Source organism: Ramlibacter sp. (genome assembly GCF_041916345.1).
Lineage (GTDB): Bacteria > Pseudomonadota > Gammaproteobacteria > Burkholderiales > Burkholderiaceae_C > Ramlibacter.
Genome location: NZ_JAYRZR010000002.1, coordinates 63,196 through 82,863, shown reverse-complemented (window position 1 = coordinate 82,863; position 19,668 = coordinate 63,196). Strand labels below are relative to the sequence as shown.

The window sequence follows — 19,668 nt, the reverse complement described above, 5'->3', positions numbered from 1 at the left end:
GCGCCGCGTCAGCGGCTCTTGCCGCCGCCGCCCTTCTTGCCGTCCTGGTCGATGAGGTCGTCGAAGAACCCGGTGTCGAAGTCCACCTCGATCATGTTCGGGGACGCGTCATGCCGCTCGATCGGGATGGTGTCCTCTTCCATCGACGCCGAGCGCGAGGCCCGCGGGGGCCGCGGGGCCGGCGTGGCAGCCGGCTCAGGGCGCGGCGCAGCCGGCGCCGGCGGCTCTGCCGGCAGGAGCTCAAGCCCGCCGAAATCATCGGCCATCATGGGCTCGGCATCGTCGAAACCGCCGAGATCGATGTCCAGCCCGAGACGCGACGAGGTGGGGGGCACCAGCAGCAGGTCGGGCGAGAGCTGCATCAGCTCCTGCTCGTCGGCGGCGCTCAGCGGCTCGAGGTTGGTGTGCGCAAAGTCGGCCTGCGCTGCGGCCTTCGGTGGCGACGGCCGCGGGCGGCGGATCGTGTCGTCCTCGTCGTCGTCGTCGTGCGCGGGTGCGACGTCGGTGGCGATGTGGTACAGCAGCAGCAGTTCGCGGTAGGCCTCGAGGCTGAAGGTGTCGGAGCCGGGAAGCCCGGGCTTGCGGAAGATCGATTCCTCGATCACTTCCAGCACCTTCCGCGAAGGCCACAGCGCCACGATGCGGCTCAGGGCCCGCTCGTAGTTCTCCAGCCCGCCGGTGGGCTTGTCGAAATCGTCGAATTCCGGCACATCGGCCGCGAATCGCGCGCGGAACTCCCCGCGCAGCCGCGCGAAGTCATCGCGGCGGCCATGCTTGTGATACAGCTCCAGCAGGTCCAGCCAGGCGAGCGGGCTTGTCTCGACCTGGTCGTGCACGTGGGCCTCGAGAATGGCCACTGCCTGGTCGATCTGGCCGAGGGAGATGAAGAAGTTGGCCTTGTCCTGGATGTCGATCAGTTCCTCGACGCCCACCATGCGGATGCTGCCGCCCTGGCTGGGCTGGAAGTCATCGCCGCTGTTCCAGAACGAGTTGCGCGGCGCGGGCGGCGGTGGCGGCGTGTACAGCGGGCCGCGGTTCGGCGGCAGCGCCGCAGGGACGGCCTGGGACTTGGGTCGCGGCGGCTCGGCGGCGAGCGGCGTCGCCTCGCTGGGTGCTTCGTCCACCGGCGCGCGCGTCGGCGCCGGCGCACGGGCCTCCAGGGAGCCCATGTCGCTGCGCTGGGAATCAAACCAGCGCGCGCGCCGGACCTGACGGTCCTGCAGCATGCGCATCACCAGCCAGCCGCCGGCAGCCAGCAGCAGCACCAGCAGGCCGATGCCGACCATCGCGAGCATGTTGCGCTCGTTGCGTGCCTTCTCGACCTGCTCGCGCATGGCGGTGAGGGACGCCGCGTTCTGCTCGGTCTGGCGGCGCAGCGAATCCAGATCGCGCTCCAGGACTTGCAGCCGCTGGGCGTCACGCAGGGCGTCCTCGGGCGCCTTGCGCAGCACATCCCAGAGCGCCGCCGCGGTCTGCCGGGCCTGCAAGTCCTCGGTGGGAGCGGCCTTGAGTTCCGGCGACGGGCGCAGGGTGGGATCGCGTTCCTGGGTGAGATCCAGCGGCTCCAGCTTCAGCCGCGGGCGGGGGCGCGGTTGCGCCGGCGGCGGCCGGGTCTCCGCCGTCTTGGGCGCGGCCGTGGCCTGGCGTGCAGGCCGGGCCGGTGCGGCGCCCAGAGCAGGTGCGGGCGTGAGTCGGGGCGCCGCGCGGGGCACGGTCACCGCTTGCGGCCGCGCAGCCGCGTCGCCGGCAGGTGGCGCGCCAGCCCCGGTCGGCAGGCCGTCGAGTGGTCGGGCCCCCGCACCGGAGCCGGCGGCCCCACCCCCGGCAATCTGCAAGGGCAAGGTCCGCGTCAGGGGCGGGGGCGGCGGCGGGGCCTCCACCTCCTGCAGAGGCTCGGCCAGCAGCACGAACTTGCGGGTGACGCTCTGGCCGCAGCCCACCCGCAGGTAGATGGTGACCATGGGTTCGTCCACGGCCACGGAGGTGAGGATCCGCAGCGTGCCCTGGCTGCCGGCGCCTGGCTCCCAGCGGACGACCGGTGCTCGCTCGATGCGGCGGTCGCCATGGAACACCTCGGCGTCGGCGCAGGGTGAAGCGCCGTCTGCGGCATTGAGCACGGCAGGCACCTGCACGTCCAGCGGGCGGCCGATCAGCACGGCTGCGCGTGCCCGGCCGAGCGTGGTGGCGGTGGCCTCCACGGCCAGCAGGCACCCGCACGCGGCAAGCAGGAGAGTCGGAAGCTGAGCAGCGGGCTTCGTCGGCATGTTCCCGCATTCTAGGCAGGCCGGATGCGGCGGGGAACGCCAAAGGCTGACACGCAGGTGGTGCAGTGCCCTCACGGATAATCCCCGTCCCATGGAGACAACACATCGCATCGTGGGCGTGGTCGGCGCCGGGGCCATGGGTCGCGGCATCGCGCAGATCGCCACACAGGCTGGCAGCACCGTCCGCCTGTTCGACACCCAGGCGACCGCCGTCGAGAAGGCGCTCGCCGACATCACGGGCCAATGGGACCGCATGGTGGCCAAGGGCCGGATGGAGGCTGCGCAGGCGCAGGCCTGCCGTGAGCGCCTGCGGCCGGCCGCCACCCTGGGCGAGCTGGCGGACTGCGGGCTCGTGGTGGAGGCCGTCGTGGAGCGGCTGGATGTCAAGCAGGGCCTGTTCAAGGAGCTGGAGGCCATCGTCGGCCCCGATGCCGTGCTGGCCACCAACACCTCGTCGCTGTCGGTGACGGCCATCGCCGCCGCGCTGCAGCGGCCGCAGCGCTTCGCTGGCTACCACTTCTTCAACCCGGTCCCGCTGATGAAGGTGGTGGAAGTGATTGCCGGCCTGAAGACGGATGCGTCGGTCTGCGCCGGGCTCGCAGCCTATGCACGGGAGATGGGCCACACGCCCGTGCAGGCCCAGGACACGCCGGGGTTCATCGTGAACCACGCCGGCCGGGGCTACGGCACGGAGGCGTTGCGCGTCGCCAGCGAGGGCGTGGCGGATTGCGCGACCATCGACCGCATCCTGCGCGACCAGGCCGGCTTCAAGCTGGGCCCCTTCGAACTGCTCGACCTGACCGCGCTGGACGTCTCGCATCCGGTCATGGAGTCGATCTACCGCCAGTACTACGAGGAGCCGCGCTACCGGCCCAGCGTGATCACTGCCCAGCGGCTGGCCGGCGGCGTGGTGGGCCGCAAGAGCGGCGAAGGCTTCTACCGCTATGTCGACGGCCAGGCGCAGCTGCCGCCCGAGCCGGCCGTGCCGGTGGTGGCCGAGATGCCGCCGGTGTGGGTCTCGACCCGTGCCACCCGCCGCTCCGAGCTGTACCAGCTGCTCAAGGACCTGGGCGCCACCATCGAGACCGGCCAGTCGCCCTCGCCCCGTGCGCTGACCCTGGTCGCGCCGCTGGGCTTCGACGTCACGACCGTGGCCGTGGTGGAACGACTGGACCCGGCACGCACCATCGGCATCGACATGCTGGTCGACGACAAGGCGACGCGACGGCGCGTGCTGGCCACCAATCCGGCCACGCGGACCGACATGCGCGATGCCGCCCACGCGCTGTTCGCCCGCGACGGCAAGGCGGTGAGCGTGATCCGCGACTCCGGTGGTTTCGTCACGCAGCGCGTGCTCGCCACCATCGTCAACATCGCCGCCGACATCTGCCAGCAGCGCATCTGCACCCCGAAGGACCTGGAGCTGGCCGTCACGCTGGGCCTGGGCTACCCGATGGGCCCGCTGGCCTTTGGCGACCGGCTCGGTCCGGCCAACGTGCTGGAGGTTCTGTTCAACTTGCAGACGGTCTACGGCGATCCTCGCTACCGCCCCAGCCCCTGGCTGCGCCGCCGCGGGGCCATCGGCCTCTCGCTGCTGCACGAGGAGGCCTGATGCCGGCCGAATTGAAGAGCGCGAGCCAGGGCCGCACCCTGGTGCTGACGCTGAGCAACCCGGAGTTCCGCAATGCGCTGGGACCCGAGATGTATGCGGCCGGCGTGGAGGCGCTGAACGCCGCCGAGCGCAACACCGACGTGCGCAGCGTGATCATCACCGGCGAAGGCGCGCACTTCTGCGCCGGGGGCAACCTGCAACGGCTGCTGGACAACCGGCGCAAGCCGCCGGAGGTGCAGTCGGCATCGGTCGACGCGCTGCACGGCTGGATCGAGGCGATCCGCACCTTCCCCAAGCCGGTGATCGCCGCGGTCGAGGGCGCGGCCGCCGGCGCCGGCTTTTCGCTGGCATTGGCCTGCGACCTCATCGTCGCGGCCGAGAACGCGATCTTCGTCATGGCCTACACGACGGTTGGCCTGTCGCCCGACGGCGGTGCGAGCTGGGCCCTGGGCCGCGCCCTGCCGCGCCAGCTGGCCAGCGAACTGCTGATGACGGGTGAGCCCATCGGCGCCGCGCGCCTGCACGAGCTGGGCATCGTCAACCGCGTGGTGCCGGCGCAGACCGCCCTTACGGAGGCGCTGGCCCTGGCCGAGCGCCTGAACGAACGCGCGCCCAATGCCCTGGCCAGCGTGAAGGAGCTGCTGGGCGCGGCGCCCCTGGTGCCGCTGGAAGCCCAGCTGCGCGCCGAGCAGCAGCACTTCGTGCGCAACCTGCATCACGCCAACGGCGGCATCGGCATCGAAGCCTTCCTCGCGCGGCAGACGCCCCGCTACGAGTAGGCGAGCCGCTCAGGTGACAACCCTGTGCGCCGCGCAGGGTCCCCCGCGTGACAATGCGCGCAGCGCCAGTCACTCACAGGACAGACCATGGACGAGCCGATTCTTACCATTGAGGAACGGGCGGCAATCAACGCCGGCCGCTGGTTCTCATCCCTCTCGCCCTCCCTCCGCCACGACATCCTCCGATGCGCCTACGTCAAACGGTTCAAGGATGGCGAACTCATCTGCGCACGCGGCGACCCGCCGGAAGAATGGAGCGCGGTGGCGCGCGGCGCGGTGCGGGTGAGCTCCACCTCGATCACGGGCAAGCAGGTGACGCTGACGTACGTGGAGCCGGGCATCTGGTTCGGCGACGTGGCGATCTTCGACGGCGACCGGCGCACCCACGATGCCTATGCGCATGGCGACACGACACTGCTGTCCGTCTCGCGCGGGGACTTCCGCAAGATCCTCGCGCAGCATGTGGAGCTGTACGAGGCCGTGCTGCGCCTGCATGCGCGGCGCATCCGCCAGCTCTACGGCCTGGTGGAAGACCTGAACACCCTGCCCCTGCGCGCGCGCCTGGCCAAGCAGCTGCAGCATCTGGTGCGCAGCTACGGCGTGCCCTCGCTGGCCGACGGGCGCGAGGTGCGCATCGGCCTGCAGCTCGCGCAGGAAGAGCTGGCGCAGCTGCTGGGCGCCTCGCGCCAGCGCGTCAACCAGGAACTGAAGTCGATGGAGCGCGAGGAAGTGATCCGCATCGAACCCGGCGGCCTGGTCGTGCGCAACCGCGACGCCCTGTCGCGCATCGTCGAGGCCGACAACTGATCGCCCACGTACCGACCCCATGAGCGACACCTACGACCACTTCATCGGCACGCGGCCCGTCTCGGCGCAGCACGCATTCGACACCGCCGCGCTCACCGCCTGGATGCACCAGCACATCGCCGGCTTCGAAGGCCCGCTGTCCGTGCAGATGTTCAAGGGCGGCCAGTCCAATCCCACCTACCGGCTCGACACCCCAGGGCGCAGCTACGTGATGCGCTCCAAGCCCGGCCCGGTGGCGAAGCTGCTGCCCTCCGCGCACGCCATCGAGCGCGAGTTCGCCGTCATGTCCGGCCTCGCCGGAACGGATGTCCCCGTGCCCGCCATGCTGGGCCTGTGCGAGGATGAGTCCATCATCGGCCGCGCCTTCTACATCATGGAGTGCATGCAGGGCCGCGTGCTGTGGGACCAGGCCCTGCCCGACATGACGCCGGCCCAGCGTGCCGAGATCTACGACGAGATGAACCGGGTGATCGCCGCGCTGCACAGCGTGAAGTTCGCCGAGCGCGGCCTCGCGAACTATGGCAAGCCCGGCAACTACTTCGAGCGCCAGATCGGCCGCTGGAGCAAGCAGTACAAGGCCTCCGCCGATGGCGCCGGCCCGCTCTCGCAGCCCATCCCCGAGATGGAGCGCCTGCTCGACTGGCTGCCTGCGCACATCCCGGCGGCCGCGCGCGACGAGGCCATGGTCTCCATCGTGCATGGCGACTACCGCCTGGACAACGTGATGTTCCACGCGACCGAGCCGCGCATCGTGGCCGTGCTCGACTGGGAACTGTCCACGCTCGGCCACCCGCTGGCGGACTTCAGCTACCACTGCATGTCGTGGCACATCCCGCATCCGGGGCGTGGCATCGGCGGCCTGGATCTGGCCGCGCTGGGCATCCCCTCGGAAGACGCCTACATGCGCCGCTACTGCGAGCGCACCGGCTTCGGCACCGTCGAGGCGCTGAAGGCCGACTGGAACTTCTACCTCGCCTACAACCTGTTCCGCATCGCCGCCATCCTGCAAGGCATTGCCAAGCGGGTCGAGGCGGGCACCGCATCCAGCGCGCAGGCGGCCGCTTCGGCCGCCGGCGCGCGGCCCATGGCCGAACTGGCCTGGACATTCGCCCAAAAGGCCTGACGCACACGAAGGAGAGTCCCCATGGATTTCGAGTATTCCGCCAAGACCAGGGAACTGCAGGCCCGCCTGCAGAAGTTCATGGATGACCACGTCTATCCCAGCGAGAAGGCGTACAAGGAGGAGCAGGCCGCGAACACCGCGGCCGGCAACCGCTGGAAGCCGCTGGCGACCATCGAGAACCTCAAGCCCAAGGCGCGTGAGGCGGGCCTGTGGAACCTGTTCCTGCCGGTCGACACCGCCCAGGCCTCGGGCTATCACGGTGCCGGCCTGACCAACCAGGAATACGCCCCGCTGGCCGAGATCATGGGCCGCGTGCCATGGGCGAGCGAGGTCTTCAACTGCTCCGCGCCGGACACCGGCAACATGGAGACGATCGCCCGCTACGGCTCCGAGCCGATCAAGGCCACCTGGCTGAAGCCGCTGCTGGAAGGCCAGATCCGCTCGGCCTTCGCGATGACGGAGCCGGACGTCGCCTCGTCCGACGCGACCAACATCTCCACCCGCATCGAGCGCCAGGGCGACCACTACGTCATCAACGGCCGCAAGTGGTGGACCTCCGGCGCGAATGACCCGCGCTGCAAGGTCTTCATCACCATGGGCAAGACCGACCCCGACGCACCCAAGCACTCGCAGCAGAGCATGGTGGTCGTGCCGGCCGAGACGCCCGGCATCACCATCCTGCGCCACCTCAACGTGTTCGGCTACGACGATGCGCCGCACGGCCACGCCGAGGTGCTCTTCGAGAACGTGAAGGTGCCGGTGGGCAACATCCTCCTGGGTGAGGGCCGCGGCTTCGAGATCGCCCAGGGCCGCCTGGGCCCGGGCCGCATCCACCACTGCATGCGCCTGATCGGCCTGGCCGAGCGCGCGCTGGAACTGATGTGCCGCCGCTCGCTGGCGCGCGTGGCCTTCGGCAAGACGGTGGCCCAGCAGACCGTGACGCAGGAACGCATCGCCGAGGCGCGCTGCAAGATCGACATGGCGCGCTTGCTCACCCTGAAGGCGGCCTGGATGATGGACGTCGCCGGCAACAAGGTGGCCAAAACCGAGATCGCGATGATCAAGGTGGTGGCCCCGAACATGGCCTGCCAGGTGATCGACTGGGCCATGCAGGCCCATGGCGGCGGCGGCGTCTCCGATGACTTCCCGCTGGCGTATGCCTACGCCGGCGCGCGCACGCTGCGCTTCGCGGACGGCCCGGACGAAGTGCACCGCAATGCCATCGCCAAGTGGGAACTGGGCAAGTACGGCGCCTACGGCAAGGACGCCTCGGTGCCCGTCACGCGCGGCAGCTGACCCTGCGTCGGCCGGCCTGCACGGGCCGGCCTGGCGCGCTCAGCGCCCGCGGCCCTTGAAGGCGCCCAGGGCGCTTTCGCACGCGGTCGTGAAGATGGTGGACGCGTGCTGCAGCGTCGTGGTGTCCGCCGGGTGGTACTGCATGCGCAGGTAGCACTTGCCGCGCATCAGCACCACGATGAACGGGGTGTGCGGCTCCGGCGCGGGCTGCGGCCATTCCATGAGCAGGCGCGCGAGGTCGGTGTCGAGCCAGGCCAGGGCGTGCTCGCGCTGGTCCGTGAGGATCGCGTAGCGCTTCCAGAAGTTGGAAGGCAAACCATCCCAGCCGACCTCGTCGTACATGGCGAGCCAGCGCATCTCTTCCGGCAGGTTCGGGTCTGCCGTGGTCTGCAGCGTGTCGGTGATCATGCTGTAGGCCTGCCGCTCCAGCGCGTCCTTCAGCGGGCGGTTGATCACCAGGGCCGATACGTCGTCGTTCACGCCCAGCTCGGCGCGGGCGCGGAGTTCCTCGCCCTCGATGTACTTGCGCGAGGGGCGCCCGATCTCCATGCGCCACTGGCAGCCCCCCACCTTGCCCTGCATGGCCACCGCACCGCCGGCAGACGCCGCGGAGAACGTCATGCCGCGCGAGGCCGCCCACTCGGAAACCGGCCCATGGCTGATCTGGGAGGCAGGCGCCTCGGGCTCCTTGTTGTCGCGGGTGAAGGCTTTCCGGAGGCGGTCGAACATGCGTGGGCGGATTGACCTAGAGTGGGATCATTATGAAAGCAAACACCGCCCGGCAGAGCAGCCCGATCCAGGTTTTTTCCTGGGCCACGCCCAACGGCCACAAAGTCCACATCATGCTGGAGGAGTGTGGCCTTCCGTATGAAGCGATCGCAGTGGACATCGGCGCCGGCGACCAGTTCAAGCCGGACTTCCTGGCCATCAGCCCGAACAACAAGATCCCGGCGATCACCGACCCGCAGGGCCCCGACGGCCAGCCGATCAGCCTGTTCGAATCCGGTGCCATCCTGGTGTATCTCGCGGCCAAGACCGGGCGCTTCCTGCCGCGGGGCGACCGCGAGAAGTACGAGGTGCTGCAGTGGCTGATGTTCCAGATGGGCGGCGTGGGCCCCATGCTGGGGCAGGCGCACCACTTCAGGCTGTATGCCCCGCAGAAGATCGAGTACGCCATCGACCGCTACACCAACGAGGCGCGCCGGCTGTACGGCGTGATGGATCGCCGTCTCGCGCAGAGCCCCTGGCTGGGCGGCGCCGAGTACTCCATCGCCGACATCGCCACCTTCCCGTGGCTGCGCAACTGGGCCAACCAGGGCATCGTGCTCGACGAGCACCCGCACCTGAAGCGCTGGTTCGAGACCATCGCCGCACGGCCCGCGGTGCAGCGCGGCGTGCAGGTGCTGGCGGATCGGCGCAAGCCGATCACCGACGACAAGGCGCGCGAGGTGCTGTTCGGCAAGACGCAGTACGAGAAGCGCTGAGGCGGCCTGCGTCGCGGGCCGCTACAGGCCCTTCCCGCGCGCGACATCCATGATCACCCGGGCAGCCAGGTAGAGGCGCGGCTCGATGGCATCGAGCAGCACCCACTCGTTCTCGGCCGAGTGGGCGCCGAAGCCCGGCAGGCCGAAGCGCTCGATCACCGGTGCGCGCGTGCGCAGCGCGGCGAAGGCAGCGTCGGTGCCGCCGCCCTCGGGCTGGTCGTCGATCACGAGCGTGCGGCCGATCTCGGCATAGATGCCACGCGCATGCGCCGCCAGCTTGCGGCTCGCTTCCGTCGCCTCCAGGGGCGGCCGCCGACGCTCGAAGTTCACGGTGATCCTTGCATCCGGCAGCAGCTGCTTCTTCACCCGCTCGCGGACGCTGGCCTCGATACGGTCGTAGTCGGCCACGCGCAGCACCCGCACGTCCGCCTGCGCGGTGGCATGGGCGGGAATGACGTTGCGGTTGGTGCCGGCCTGCGAAATCGTCCAGTTCAGCTTGAGGCCCACCTGCGGCTCCGACAGGTCCCGCATCTGCAGGATCTGGTGCGACAGTTCATAGAGCGCGTTCACGCCGCGCTCCGGCGCGCCCCCGGCGTGGGAGGCCCGGCCTTCCACCTTGAGCTCCACCGAGGCAATGCCGCTGGTGGCCAGCGACAGCTTGTCGGTTTCGGCGCGGGTCGCCTCGAAGGAAAGCACCGCGTCATGCTGGGCGCCCGCCTCGCTCAGCGCCTCGCGCGAGCCGGGGGAGCTGATCTCCTCGTCGGAGTTGACCAGCACGGTCAGCGTGCCGTACTCGTTGAAGCCGAGCGACTGGAGCAGGGCGACCACGTGCACCACCATGGCCACGCCCTGCTTGTCATCGGAGATGCCCAGGCCGTAGGCCCGGTTGCCGTCGATGCGGAAGGGCTGCTTCTCCAGCATGCCCTTGAGGTAGACGGTGTCCATGTGGGCGATGAGCAGGATGCGCTTGCTGCCGCTGCCCTTGAACGTGGCGCGCACCATGCGCCCCGGCTTGGGCGGCGTGTCGGCCATGCGGTAGGTCGTGGCTTCGGAGGGCTCGATGAAGGCCACGTCGCCGCCCAATGCCCGCAGCTTGCTGGCCAGCAGGTCCGTGGCGCGGTTGATGCCCTCGATGTCGCGGCTGCCGGTCTCGATGGAGACGAACGCCTTCAGCGTGTCCAGCAAGGGCTGCTTCTGCTCGGCGGCGGCGCGCTGGACGGCCGCGTCCGCGCCTTGGGCCCACAAGGCTGGCGGCAGGGACAGCAGGCTGGTGAATGCGGTCGCGAGCAGCGCGCGCCGGGACCAGGGGGTGTGCATCGGTGTTCTCCTCATCCGTGGAGAACGCAGCATACAGGCGCCCGGAGCCCGCGCACAGGGGCGTCTGGCGCCGTGCACGGGCTCGAAACGGCCGCCACCCGGCACCGCGTGGCCTCTGCTTGATCCTGAACAGGAGATGACTGCGCCGTTCAGGTCGCAGGCAGTGGGGCCGGCCCACAATGCCCTTCAACAGACCTGCAGACACGGCACGCAGCCGCCGCCCGCAGCTCAATGCCGAAGGAGCCCTGCCATGAGCCATCCCCCCTCTTCCCGCCACGGCGTGCTGCTCGCGTCCATGGCCCTCGCAACCCTGCCGGCCTGGGCCGGCCCCGACTGCGAGGCGCCGCTGGGCCGGTGGCAGTCGCGTGAGGCCGTCCGGCAGGCGGCAGCCGCCAAGGGCTGGCAGATCCAGCGACTGAAGATCGACGACGGCTGCTACGAGATCAGCGGCACCGACGCCCAGGGACGCAGCTTCAAGGCCCGGCTCGACCCGGAGACGCTGGCCGTGCTGAAGTTGAAGTCAGGCGAGGGGCTGCGGGAACGGGCACGCGATCACGAGCACGACGGTGCCGCGCGCGCAGGACGGCCGCCGCCATCGAACGCCGCCTCCGCGCCGTCGCCCGAGCCCGGGCCGCGCCGCTAGATCCGATCACCCTCATTCACAAGGATCCTCACCATGTCCAGACCGCTCCTCACCATCCTGGCCACCGCCTGTGCGCTGGGCCTTCCCGCCGTGTCGCACAGCCGCCCGGTCACGCTGACCGCGCAGCTCAAGAACTACGGCGGCAACGGCGCCTACCTAGCGGCCTACCTGACCGACGCCAAGGGCACGTATGTCCGCACGCTGTGGGTCGCCGGCGGCAAGGCCAAGTACCACAAGCACCTGGCCGACTGGAACCGCCTCTCGGCACAGGATGCCAGGCGGCTCGATGGTGTCACGGGTGCCAGTGTCGGCGCAGGCCGCACGCTCAAGGTCACCGCCGACCTGGCCGATGCGCTGATCGACGCAGGCTACGAGATCCGCATCGACGCGGCCGTGGAAGACATGCGCGACAGCCCGTCGGAAGTGCGCATTCCGCTGAGCGCGAGCCAGGCCGGCAAGCCGCAGGCCGGCAAGCAGTACATCCAGTCGGCGAGCTTCCAGCTCCAGTGACGTGATGGGCATGGGCTGGAAAGGCATCCATAGCTGGCTGGGCCTGACCGTCGGCACGCTGACGGTGCTGCTGGGCCTGAGCGGCGCCCTGCTGGCGATCGACCCGGTCCGCCAGGCCTGGGAGGCACCCACCGCAGCGGCCCACCTGCCCGTGGCCACGCTCGTGGAGCGCGTGTCGCGCAGCGTCTCCGGCGCGGAAGAGATCCGCCGCCTGCCATCGGGGGCCATCGTGGTCTACGGCTTTGCCGGCGACCAGCCACAGGCCAGCTACGTGGACCCGGCCGACGGCCGCGTGCTGGGCCCGTGGCAGGCCACGGTGCTGCCCCGCTGGATCAAGAACCTGCACCGCTCGCTCCTGCTCGGGGATGCCGGTCGCTGGGGCGCAGCGGCCACGGCGCTCGTCATGGGCCTGCTCTGCGTGTCCGCCCTGGTGCTGCTCGTTCGCCGCATGGGCGGCTGGCGGCGGCTGGCCGGCCGCGTGCGCGGCACCCTGCCCCAGCGCATCCACGTCGTCGCCGGTCGGGTGGTGCTGGTCGTGCTCGCCCTGACATCGCTCACGGCGCTAACCCTCAGTGCGTCGACCCTGGGCCTGGTGGAACTCGACGCCCGCGCGGAGCCCGAGGTGGCCTCCATCGTGACGGCCCAGCCTGCCGTGCCTGCCGCTCAGCTGGCGGCGCTGCAAGGCATGACCGTGGGCGATCTGCGCAAGCTCACCTTCCCGAGCGCCACGGACCCCGAGGACACCTGGAAGATCGCCACCGTAGAGGGCCAGGGCTGGATCGACCGCCACTCGGGCCGCATGCTGGCCTGGCAGGACGCGACGCGGGCCCAGCGCGTCAACGATTGGGCCCTCGTGCTGCACACCGGCAACGCCGCCTGGCTGTGGGCCGCGGTCCTCGGCCTCACCGGCGCCAGCGTGCTGGTGTTCTGGCTGTCGGGCTTTCTCATCTGGTGGCAGGCACGTGGCCTCGCACCCCGCATCACCGGCAACGTGCCGGTGGGACAGGCCGACATCCTGATCTTCGTGGCCAGCGAGGGCGGCAGCACCTGGGGCTTCGCGCAGACGCTGCATGATGCCCTGGCCCGCAACGGCCACCGGGTGCACACCGCCGCGCTGGAGGACTTCCGCACCACGCCGGCAGCCCGGCAGGTCTTCGTGCTGGCCGCCACCTATGGCGAGGGCCAGGCCCCGGCCCACGCCAGCCAGGCCCTGGCCCAGATCGCGAAGCAGTCTGCCGGGTCCGTGCCGGTCACGGTGCTCGGCTTCGGCGACCGGCAGTTCCCCGCCTTTTGCGCCTTCGCGGTGGCGCTGGACCACATGCTGCGCGAACGCGGGTGGCCCGCGCTGCTGCCGCTGGAGTGCATCCACCAGCAGTCGAGCCAGCAGTTCGCGCGCTGGGGCGAGGCCCTGGCCCAGGCGCTGGGCGAGGGCCTGGTGCTGGCGCACGTGCCGCGCGTCCCGCCGACGGTGACGCTGACCTTGGCCTCGCGCGAGGACTATCCCGGCGCGAGCGAGCAGCCCGCATCGATCCTGCGCTTCACCTGGCCGTCACAGAGCCCTGGCAGCCGCCACGGCCTGGCCCGGTTCGCGGCCGGCGATCTCATCGGCATCGTGCCGCCGGGCTCGGCCGTGCCGCGCTACTACTCGCTGGCGTCGGGTTGGGAAGACGGCTTCGTCGCCCTCTGCGTACGCCAGGTGCCGGGCGGCTTGTGCTCCTCGCACCTGCTCGGCCTGAAGGTGGGTGAGCCCGTCACGGCCTTCATCCGGCCCAATCCGGGCTTTGCGCTGCCACGCACGCGGCGGCCTGTGCTGCTGATCGGTGCCGGCACCGGTGTGTCGCCGCTTGCCGGCTTCATCCGCCGCAACGACCGGCACAGCCCGATGCACCTGTACTTTGGCGGACGCGATCCGGCGCAGGACTTCTACTTCGGCAACGAAGTCCAGGGCTGGCTCCAGGAAGGCCGCCTGACCAGCCTGCGCACGGTGTTCTCGCGCGTGCCCGAAGGCGGCGGCTACGTGCAGGACGCGTTGCGGCGTGACGCCGACCGCGTGCGCGACCTGCTCGCCCAGGGCGCCCTGGTGCGCGTGTGCGGCAGCCGCGCCATGGCGCAGGGCGTGGCCGAGGCGCTGGATGCCCTGCTGGCGCCCCTGAACCTGAGCGTGGCCCAACTCAAAGCCAGGGAGCGCTATGCCGAAGACATCTTCTGACGCCACCACCTGGCGGCGCACCGTGCTGAACGGGCCGACCATGGGCACGCGCTGGTCCGTTCACCTGGATGCCGACGGCGCGACAGATCTGGCCGCCCTGCAGGCGGATCTGTCGGCGGCTGTCGAGCAGGTGGATGCCCAGATGTCGCCGTGGAAGCCGGACAGCGATCTCGTGCGCCTCAACCACGCCCCCGTGGGCACTTGGGTCGATCTGCCTTCCGACATGGTGGAGGTGCTGGCGTGCGCGCTGGATGTCCATGACCAGAGCGGTGGCGCCTTCAACCCGTGCGTGGGCGCCCTGGTCGATGCCTGGGGCTTCGGCGCCGTGCGCGACCAACCCGATGCCCAGGCCGTTCGCGCGGCGCGCGACGCGACACCGCGGGCGGCCCGCCAGGCGCTGGACCTGGACCGGCCCGCCAGGCGCGCCCGCAAGACGCTGCCCTTGCAGGTCGACCTGTGCGGCATCGCCAAGGGCTACGGGGTGGATCGCATGGCCGCCGTGCTGCAGCGGCACGGCGTGCGCCACGCCCTGGCCGCGCTGGACGGCGAGCTGCGCGCCTTGGGCGGCCAGGCCGGCGGGTCGCCGTGGTCCGTGGCGGTCGAAAGCCCGGAGGCGGGCCGGCGTGCGGTGCGCGGCGTGATCGAACTGCAGGACCTGTCGGTGGCCACGTCTGGCGACTACCGGCGCTTCCTGGCCATTGGCGAACAGCGCCTGGCCCACACGATGGACGCGCTGCGCTGCGCGCCGGTGAAGAACACGGTGGCATCGGTCACCGTGCTGGCCCGCACCTGCATGCGCGCCGACGCCTGGGCCACGGCCCTGCTGGTGGCGGGTCCGGACGACGGGCCGGCGCTGGCGCAGCGCATGGGCATGGATGTCCTCTTCCTGCTGCGCGACGATGAGGGCGTGAGGGAGGTCGGGCTGGGGCGCTTCGCCGCGGCGCGTGCACAGTCGCGATGAGCGGCTGGCCTGCCCGGAGGGAATCGAACCCCCGACAACCTGCTTAGAAGGCAGGTGCTCTATCCAACTGAGCTACGGGCAGGTGGGAAGGGATGGGCGGGTGGGATTGGTCGGAGCGATAGGATTCGAACCTACGACCCTCTGGTCCCAAACCAGATGCGCTACCAGACTGCGCTACGCTCCGATGGCGCGGATTCTAGCCGGTCGACCTGTCGGCGCGGCCTGCCGCGGCTAGAACGCCGGCACGGCGCGGTCCAGGTCGCGCAGCGATTGCTTCACCGTTCGCGCGGCCGTGTCCACGACCGCATCGGCTCGCGCATAGAGCGCCTCGCGGCTGGCCAGGATGCGCCGGATGTCCTCCAGCGCCTCCCCCATCACGCCGGGCGACATGTCGGCCTCCTCCGGCCGGGCCGCGCCGAAAGGCCGCATGTCACCCTGGGCCACGACGCGCGACATGTGCTCCTCGGGGCTGGCCTTGATCCACACGCACCAGAAGTGGCTCTGCAGCAGGTCGAAGGTCTCGCGCTCGCTGACGATGCTGCCGCCGGTGGTCATGACCACGCCATCGGCATGCTGCTCGGCGATGCGCAGCAGGGCGCGGCGCTCGTAGCGGCGGTAGCCCGCCTGGCCGTGCAGCAGCAGGATCTCGCTCATGCTGGTGCCGGCCTCGCGCTCGATCTCGCGATCCAGCTCCACGAAGGGCACCTGCCGCTGCGCGGCCAGCTGGGCGCCCAGGGTCGACTTGCCCGCGCCCCGCAGGCCGACCAGCGCCACGCGCTTCTCGCGGCCCTCGGCATCGGCCAGGCCGAAGTTCGTGGACAGCAGCGTGTAGGCCTGATCGAGCTGGTTGTCGTCCAGCCGCGCGAGCAACCCCTGCGCGCGTGCCAGCGGCGGCCGGGGGGCATCCTGCAGCAGGTCGATGATGGTGATGTTCAGCGCCCGCGCGGCGGCGGCCAGCGAGTTGATCGACACGTTGCCCTTGCCGCCCTCCACGTCCGCGAGAAAGCGCTCGGACAGGCCGGAGTCTACGGCGAGCTGACGACGGGTCATGCCGCGTCGGGCGCGCCAGGCGCGCACGCGCGCGCCCAGTTCGGCGAGCGTGGCACGGGAATCGGATTCGACGGTCATGGAGTCGCTTAGCTCAGATCCGGGCAATACGCCTTGCGCGGGATCAATGGTGCAGTATACTTCGCCGAAATCAAGCCTCAAGCACTTTAGTGCATCTTCTTCCCACCCGACCGCACCGACCCGCATGAAGCTCAAGATCCTCGTCGGCACCATGACCAGCACCGCCGACTATGTGGCGCAGGCCATCCAGATGGACTGCGCCGACCTGGTGGAGGAGATCACGGTCACGCTGATGGACGGCCTGGACATCTCGGCGTTCGACGAGGATGCAATTTACCTCATCTGCACCTCCACCTACGGGTCGGGCGATGTGCCGGACAACGCGCGGGCGCTCTACGACTCGCTCGACAGCCAGCCCCGCTACCTGGGTCACGTGCGCTACGGCGTGATCGCGCTGGGCGACCGCACCTACCTGCAGACTTTCTGCAATGGCGGCCGCCGGTTCGACGAGCGCCTGCAGGGCCTCGGCGCGCGCCGCATCGGCGAGATCTGGTGCCACGATGCCAGCGCCGGCACGCAGCCCGAAGGCCTGGGCGTCGAATGGTGCCGCCAATGGCTGCCCGAGGCCCTGGCCGCCGCGCCAGCCACGTAGGCTTCGGCGCGGCGACCCACAGGCCTTCCAGGCCGAAGACGAACAGGAGACAACCCCATGCACATGAGCCACGCCGACCACGGCACGCAGCCGCCGCGCGTCGAGATCCCGCGCGACTACAACGCCGCCTACGACCTGCTGGCCCGCCATTCGGCGCGTTCGGGCAAGGTCGCCTACATCGACGCGGTGAGCGGCGAGCGCCTCACCTACGGTGAACTGAGCGAGCGGGCGCAACGCCTGGCCAACGCCCTTCGCGCGAGGGGCTTCGCCCCCGAGACGCGCGTGATGATCGCGATGCTGGACACGCCGCAGTGGCCGGTGGTCTTCCTGGGCTGCATCCTGGCCGGCGTGGTGCCCATTGCGGCCAACACGCTGCTGACCTCGAAGGACTTCGAGTTCATGCTGCGCGACTCGCGTGCGCAGGCCCTGTTCGTCTCGCAGCCCCTGCTGCCCGCCTTCGACGGCCTGATCGGGCAGATCCCGACGCTGCGCCACGTATTCACCGCCGGCACCAGTGGTGCGGGTTCAGTGGCCGCGCTCATCGAGGAAGGCGACCGCACGCCCTGGGTGGCCCCCACCTCCTGCGACGATGCGTGCTTCTGGCTCTACTCCAGCGGCTCCACCGGCACGCCCAAGGGTACGGTGCACCTGCACAGCCACCTGATCCAGACGGCGGAGCTGTACGGTCGTGGCGTACTGGGCATCCGCGAGGACGACGTCGTCTACTCCGCCGCCAAGCTGTTCTTCGCCTACGGGCTGGGCAATGCCCTCACCTTCCCGCTGGCCGTGGGCGCCACCACGGTGCTGCTGCCCGCACGCCCGACGCCGGCGGACGTGTTCGGCATCCTGCAGAAGCAGCAACCGACGATCTTCTATGGCGTGCCCACGCTGTACGCGGCCCTCCTGGCGGACCCGGCGCGCCCGGCTCGCGAGGCCCTGCGCCTTCGGGTGTGCACCAGCGCAGGCGAAGCCTTGCCGGCGGACATCGGCCGCCGCTGGACCGAAGCCTATGGCTGCGAGATCCTGGATGGCATCGGTTCCACCGAGATGCTGCACATCTTCCTGTCCAACCGTCCTGGTGCGGTGCGCTATGGCACCACGGGCGTGCCGGTGCCGGGCTACGTGCTGCGCATCGTGGGCGACGACGGCCATGAATGCGGCCCGGGCGAGATCGGCGAGCTGCAGATCAGCGGGCCCAGTGCCGCCATCATGTACTGGAACAACCGCGCCAAGACCAAGGCCACGTTCGCGGGCGAATGGACGCGCAGCGGCGACAAGTACACGCGCGACGCCGACGGCTTCTACACCTATGGCGGCCGCAGTGACGACATGCTCAAGGTGGGCGGCATCTACGTCTCGCCATTCGAGGTGGAGGCCTGCCTGATGACGCATCCGGCCGTGCTGGAGGCCGCGGTGATCGGCGTGGCCGACAGCGACGACCTCGTCAAGCCCAAGGCCTACGTGGTGCTCAAGGCCGGGCAGCAGGTGACGATCGAGGCGCTGCAGGCCCATGTGAAGAGCCAGCTGGCGCCCTACAAGTACCCGCGCTGGATCGAGTTCGCCAGCGAGCTGCCCAAGACGGCCACTGGCAAGATCCAGCGCTTCCGGCTGCGGGCCGGTGCCACGGGCGCGGCATCCTGAGGGAAAGCCATGTGGCGCGAAAATGCCACTTGAGCTAAAAATGCTTTAGGCCTAAACTAAATCAACCAAGGAGCATCCATGACCACTCGCCGTCTCGTCCTCGCCCGCGGTGCCGCCGTCGTCGGCGCCGCGTCCGCCGGGCTGCTGTTGCCGCAGATCGTGCGCGCGCAGTCCAACAAGATCCGGGTCGGCTTCATGCTGCCCTACACCGGCACCTTCGCCCAGCTCGGCGTCGCCATCGAGAACGGCGTTCGCATGGCCATCAACGAGCGGGGCGGCAAGCTGGGCGGCCGTGAGATCGAGTGGTTCAAGGTCGACGACGAGTCGGAGCCGTCCAAGGGCGTCGAGAACGCCCAGCGACTGGTCCAGCGCGACAAGGTCGACGTGCTGATCGGCACCGTCCACTCCGGCGTGCAGATGGGCATCCAGCGCGTCGCGCGCGAGTCGGGCGTGCTGAGCCTGATCCCCAACGCGGGCGTCCATGCCGCCACGCGCGCCCTGTGCGCGCCCAACGTGTTCCGCACCTCGTTCACCAACAGCCAGCCCACGCTCGCCCTGGGCAAGCCGATGATGGACAAGGGCCTGAAGCGCGCCGTGTGGATCACCTGGAAATACGCCGCCGGCGACGAGGCCTTCGAGGGCTTCAAGGAAAGCTACACCAAGGCAGGCGGCACCATCATCAAGGAACTGGGCCTGCCCTTCCCCAACGTGGAGTTCCAGGCCCTGCTGACCGAGATCGCCTCCCTGCGGCCGGACGCCGTGGCCTGCTTCTTCGCCGGTGGCGGCGCGGCCAAGTTCATCCGTGACTACGCCGCGGCCGGCCTGAAGGACAAGATCCCGCTGTGGGGCTCGGGCTTCCTGACCGAGGGCGTGCTCGACGCCGCCGGCCCTGCCGCCGACGGCATCATGACCACGATGCACTACAGCGACTCGCTGGATACGCCCAAGAACAAGGCGTGGCGCACGGCCTATGCCACCGGCTTCAAGATGCAGCCGGACGTGTACGCGGTGCAGGGCTACGACACCGGCCTGCTGCTGGCGCAGGGCATGGCGGCGGTCAAGGGTGACATCGGCAACAAGCCGGCGCTGTACAAGGCACTGGAGACGCAGACCATCGACAGCCCGCGTGGCAAGTGGACGATGAGCAAGTCGCACAATCCCATCCAGGACATCTACCTGCGCCGGGTCGAGAACAAGGAGAACAAGGTGATCGGCATCGCCGCCAAGGCCCTGGCCGATTCCGGCGCCGGCTGCAAGCTGGGCTGATGCCCACCGCGCCGGCACCGTCCGGCGCGCTGTTTC

The 19,668-nt window shown here is 70.0% G+C and carries 17 protein-coding genes and 2 tRNA genes; 13 read left to right on the top strand and 6 right to left on the bottom strand.

Going from position 1 to position 19,668, the window contains the following annotated elements; all coding sequences use genetic code 11:
• Positions 1-8 precede the first annotated feature (8 nt).
• Positions 9-2,264 carry a hypothetical protein gene (locus tag ACE3T5_RS00975; RefSeq protein WP_374663478.1) on the bottom strand — a complete coding sequence of 752 codons (2,256 nt, stop codon included), beginning with the start codon at positions 2,262-2,264 and terminating at the stop codon, positions 9-11.
• 91 nt (positions 2,265-2,355) lie between these two features.
• Here ACE3T5_RS00975 and ACE3T5_RS00970 point away from each other — a divergent pair, with 91 nt between their 5' ends.
• The 5 genes from ACE3T5_RS00970 to ACE3T5_RS00950 all read left to right on the top strand — a co-directional run bounded on the left by ACE3T5_RS00970 (position 2,356) and on the right by ACE3T5_RS00950 (position 7,881).
• The gene (locus tag ACE3T5_RS00970) at positions 2,356-3,876 is read left to right on the top strand and encodes a 3-hydroxyacyl-CoA dehydrogenase (protein ID WP_374663476.1); all 1,521 of its coding nucleotides are present in this window, start codon (positions 2,356-2,358) and stop codon (positions 3,874-3,876) included.
• Complete coding sequence (locus ACE3T5_RS00965; protein WP_374663474.1) at positions 3,876-4,655, top strand: oxepin-CoA hydrolase, alternative type; 780 nt, start codon at positions 3,876-3,878, stop codon at positions 4,653-4,655. Before ACE3T5_RS00970 ends, ACE3T5_RS00965 begins: the two co-directional genes overlap by 1 nt.
• A gap of 87 nt (positions 4,656-4,742) precedes the next feature.
• Positions 4,743-5,462 carry a Crp/Fnr family transcriptional regulator gene (locus ACE3T5_RS00960; protein WP_374663472.1) on the top strand — a complete coding sequence of 240 codons (720 nt, stop codon included), beginning with the start codon at positions 4,743-4,745 and terminating at the stop codon, positions 5,460-5,462.
• A 19-nt stretch (positions 5,463-5,481) separates the two neighbouring features.
• Positions 5,482-6,585 (top strand): phosphotransferase family protein, encoded by a 1,104-nt coding sequence (locus ACE3T5_RS00955; RefSeq protein WP_374663470.1) that lies wholly within the window; start codon positions 5,482-5,484, stop codon positions 6,583-6,585.
• A gap of 21 nt (positions 6,586-6,606) precedes the next feature.
• Positions 6,607-7,881, top strand: a complete 1,275-nt coding sequence (locus tag ACE3T5_RS00950; protein ID WP_374663468.1) for an acyl-CoA dehydrogenase family protein — start codon at positions 6,607-6,609, stop codon at positions 7,879-7,881.
• Positions 7,882-7,920: 39 nt separating this feature from the next.
• Here ACE3T5_RS00950 and ACE3T5_RS00945 read toward each other — a convergent pair whose 3' ends face one another.
• Positions 7,921-8,610, bottom strand: a complete 690-nt coding sequence (locus ACE3T5_RS00945; protein ID WP_374663466.1) for a hypothetical protein — start codon at positions 8,608-8,610, stop codon at positions 7,921-7,923.
• Positions 8,611-8,642: 32 nt separating this feature from the next.
• Here ACE3T5_RS00945 and ACE3T5_RS00940 point away from each other — a divergent pair, with 32 nt between their 5' ends.
• The gene (locus ACE3T5_RS00940; RefSeq protein WP_374663464.1) at positions 8,643-9,365 is read left to right on the top strand and encodes a glutathione binding-like protein; all 723 of its coding nucleotides are present in this window, start codon (positions 8,643-8,645) and stop codon (positions 9,363-9,365) included.
• A gap of 21 nt (positions 9,366-9,386) precedes the next feature.
• Here the strand turns inward: ACE3T5_RS00940 and ACE3T5_RS00935 are convergent, their stop codons facing one another.
• On the bottom strand, positions 9,387-10,682 hold the full coding sequence (locus ACE3T5_RS00935; protein ID WP_374663462.1) for a M20/M25/M40 family metallo-hydrolase: 1,296 nt from the start codon (positions 10,680-10,682) through the stop codon (positions 9,387-9,389).
• Positions 10,683-10,932: 250 nt separating this feature from the next.
• On the opposite strand from ACE3T5_RS00935, the gene ACE3T5_RS00930 reads away from it, so the two are divergent.
• Genes ACE3T5_RS00930 through ACE3T5_RS00915 form a run of 4 tightly spaced genes read left to right on the top strand, consistent with a single transcriptional unit; the run spans position 10,933 to position 15,005 of the window.
• Positions 10,933-11,325 (top strand): PepSY domain-containing protein, encoded by a 393-nt coding sequence (locus ACE3T5_RS00930; protein ID WP_374663460.1) that lies wholly within the window; start codon positions 10,933-10,935, stop codon positions 11,323-11,325.
• Between the two features lie 33 nt (positions 11,326-11,358).
• The gene (locus tag ACE3T5_RS00925) at positions 11,359-11,835 is read left to right on the top strand and encodes a DUF2271 domain-containing protein (RefSeq protein WP_374663458.1); all 477 of its coding nucleotides are present in this window, start codon (positions 11,359-11,361) and stop codon (positions 11,833-11,835) included.
• Positions 11,836-11,845: 10 nt separating this feature from the next.
• Positions 11,846-14,044: a PepSY domain-containing protein gene (locus ACE3T5_RS00920; RefSeq protein ID WP_374663456.1), complete on the top strand. Its 2,199-nt coding sequence runs from the start codon at positions 11,846-11,848 to the stop codon at positions 14,042-14,044.
• Positions 14,025-15,005: an FAD:protein FMN transferase gene (locus tag ACE3T5_RS00915; protein ID WP_374663454.1), complete on the top strand. Its 981-nt coding sequence runs from the start codon at positions 14,025-14,027 to the stop codon at positions 15,003-15,005. The genes ACE3T5_RS00920 and ACE3T5_RS00915 overlap by 20 nt, the downstream gene beginning before the upstream one ends.
• A gap of 5 nt (positions 15,006-15,010) precedes the next feature.
• On the opposite strand, the gene ACE3T5_RS00910 is transcribed toward ACE3T5_RS00915, so the two are convergent.
• The 3 genes from ACE3T5_RS00910 to ACE3T5_RS00900 form a co-directional block, all read right to left on the bottom strand.
• Positions 15,011-15,087 (bottom strand) — tRNA-Arg (locus ACE3T5_RS00910).
• 25 nt (positions 15,088-15,112) lie between these two features.
• Positions 15,113-15,189: transfer RNA gene (locus ACE3T5_RS00905), tRNA-Pro, on the bottom strand.
• Positions 15,190-15,236: 47 nt separating this feature from the next.
• Positions 15,237-16,133 carry a helix-turn-helix transcriptional regulator gene (locus tag ACE3T5_RS00900; protein WP_374663452.1) on the bottom strand — a complete coding sequence of 299 codons (897 nt, stop codon included), beginning with the start codon at positions 16,131-16,133 and terminating at the stop codon, positions 15,237-15,239.
• 124 nt (positions 16,134-16,257) lie between these two features.
• On the opposite strand from ACE3T5_RS00900, the gene ACE3T5_RS00895 reads away from it, so the two are divergent.
• The 3 genes from ACE3T5_RS00895 (at position 16,258) to ACE3T5_RS00885 (ending at position 19,632) form a co-directional block, all read left to right on the top strand.
• The gene (locus ACE3T5_RS00895) at positions 16,258-16,725 is read left to right on the top strand and encodes a flavodoxin domain-containing protein (RefSeq protein WP_374663450.1); all 468 of its coding nucleotides are present in this window, start codon (positions 16,258-16,260) and stop codon (positions 16,723-16,725) included.
• A gap of 57 nt (positions 16,726-16,782) precedes the next feature.
• Positions 16,783-18,366: a benzoate-CoA ligase family protein gene (locus ACE3T5_RS00890; protein WP_374663448.1), complete on the top strand. Its 1,584-nt coding sequence runs from the start codon at positions 16,783-16,785 to the stop codon at positions 18,364-18,366.
• Positions 18,367-18,444: 78 nt separating this feature from the next.
• A complete protein-coding gene (locus ACE3T5_RS00885; protein WP_374663446.1) occupies positions 18,445-19,632 on the top strand; it encodes an ABC transporter substrate-binding protein in 1,188 nt (395 codons plus the stop codon).
• The last annotated feature ends 36 nt before the right edge of the window (positions 19,633-19,668 follow it).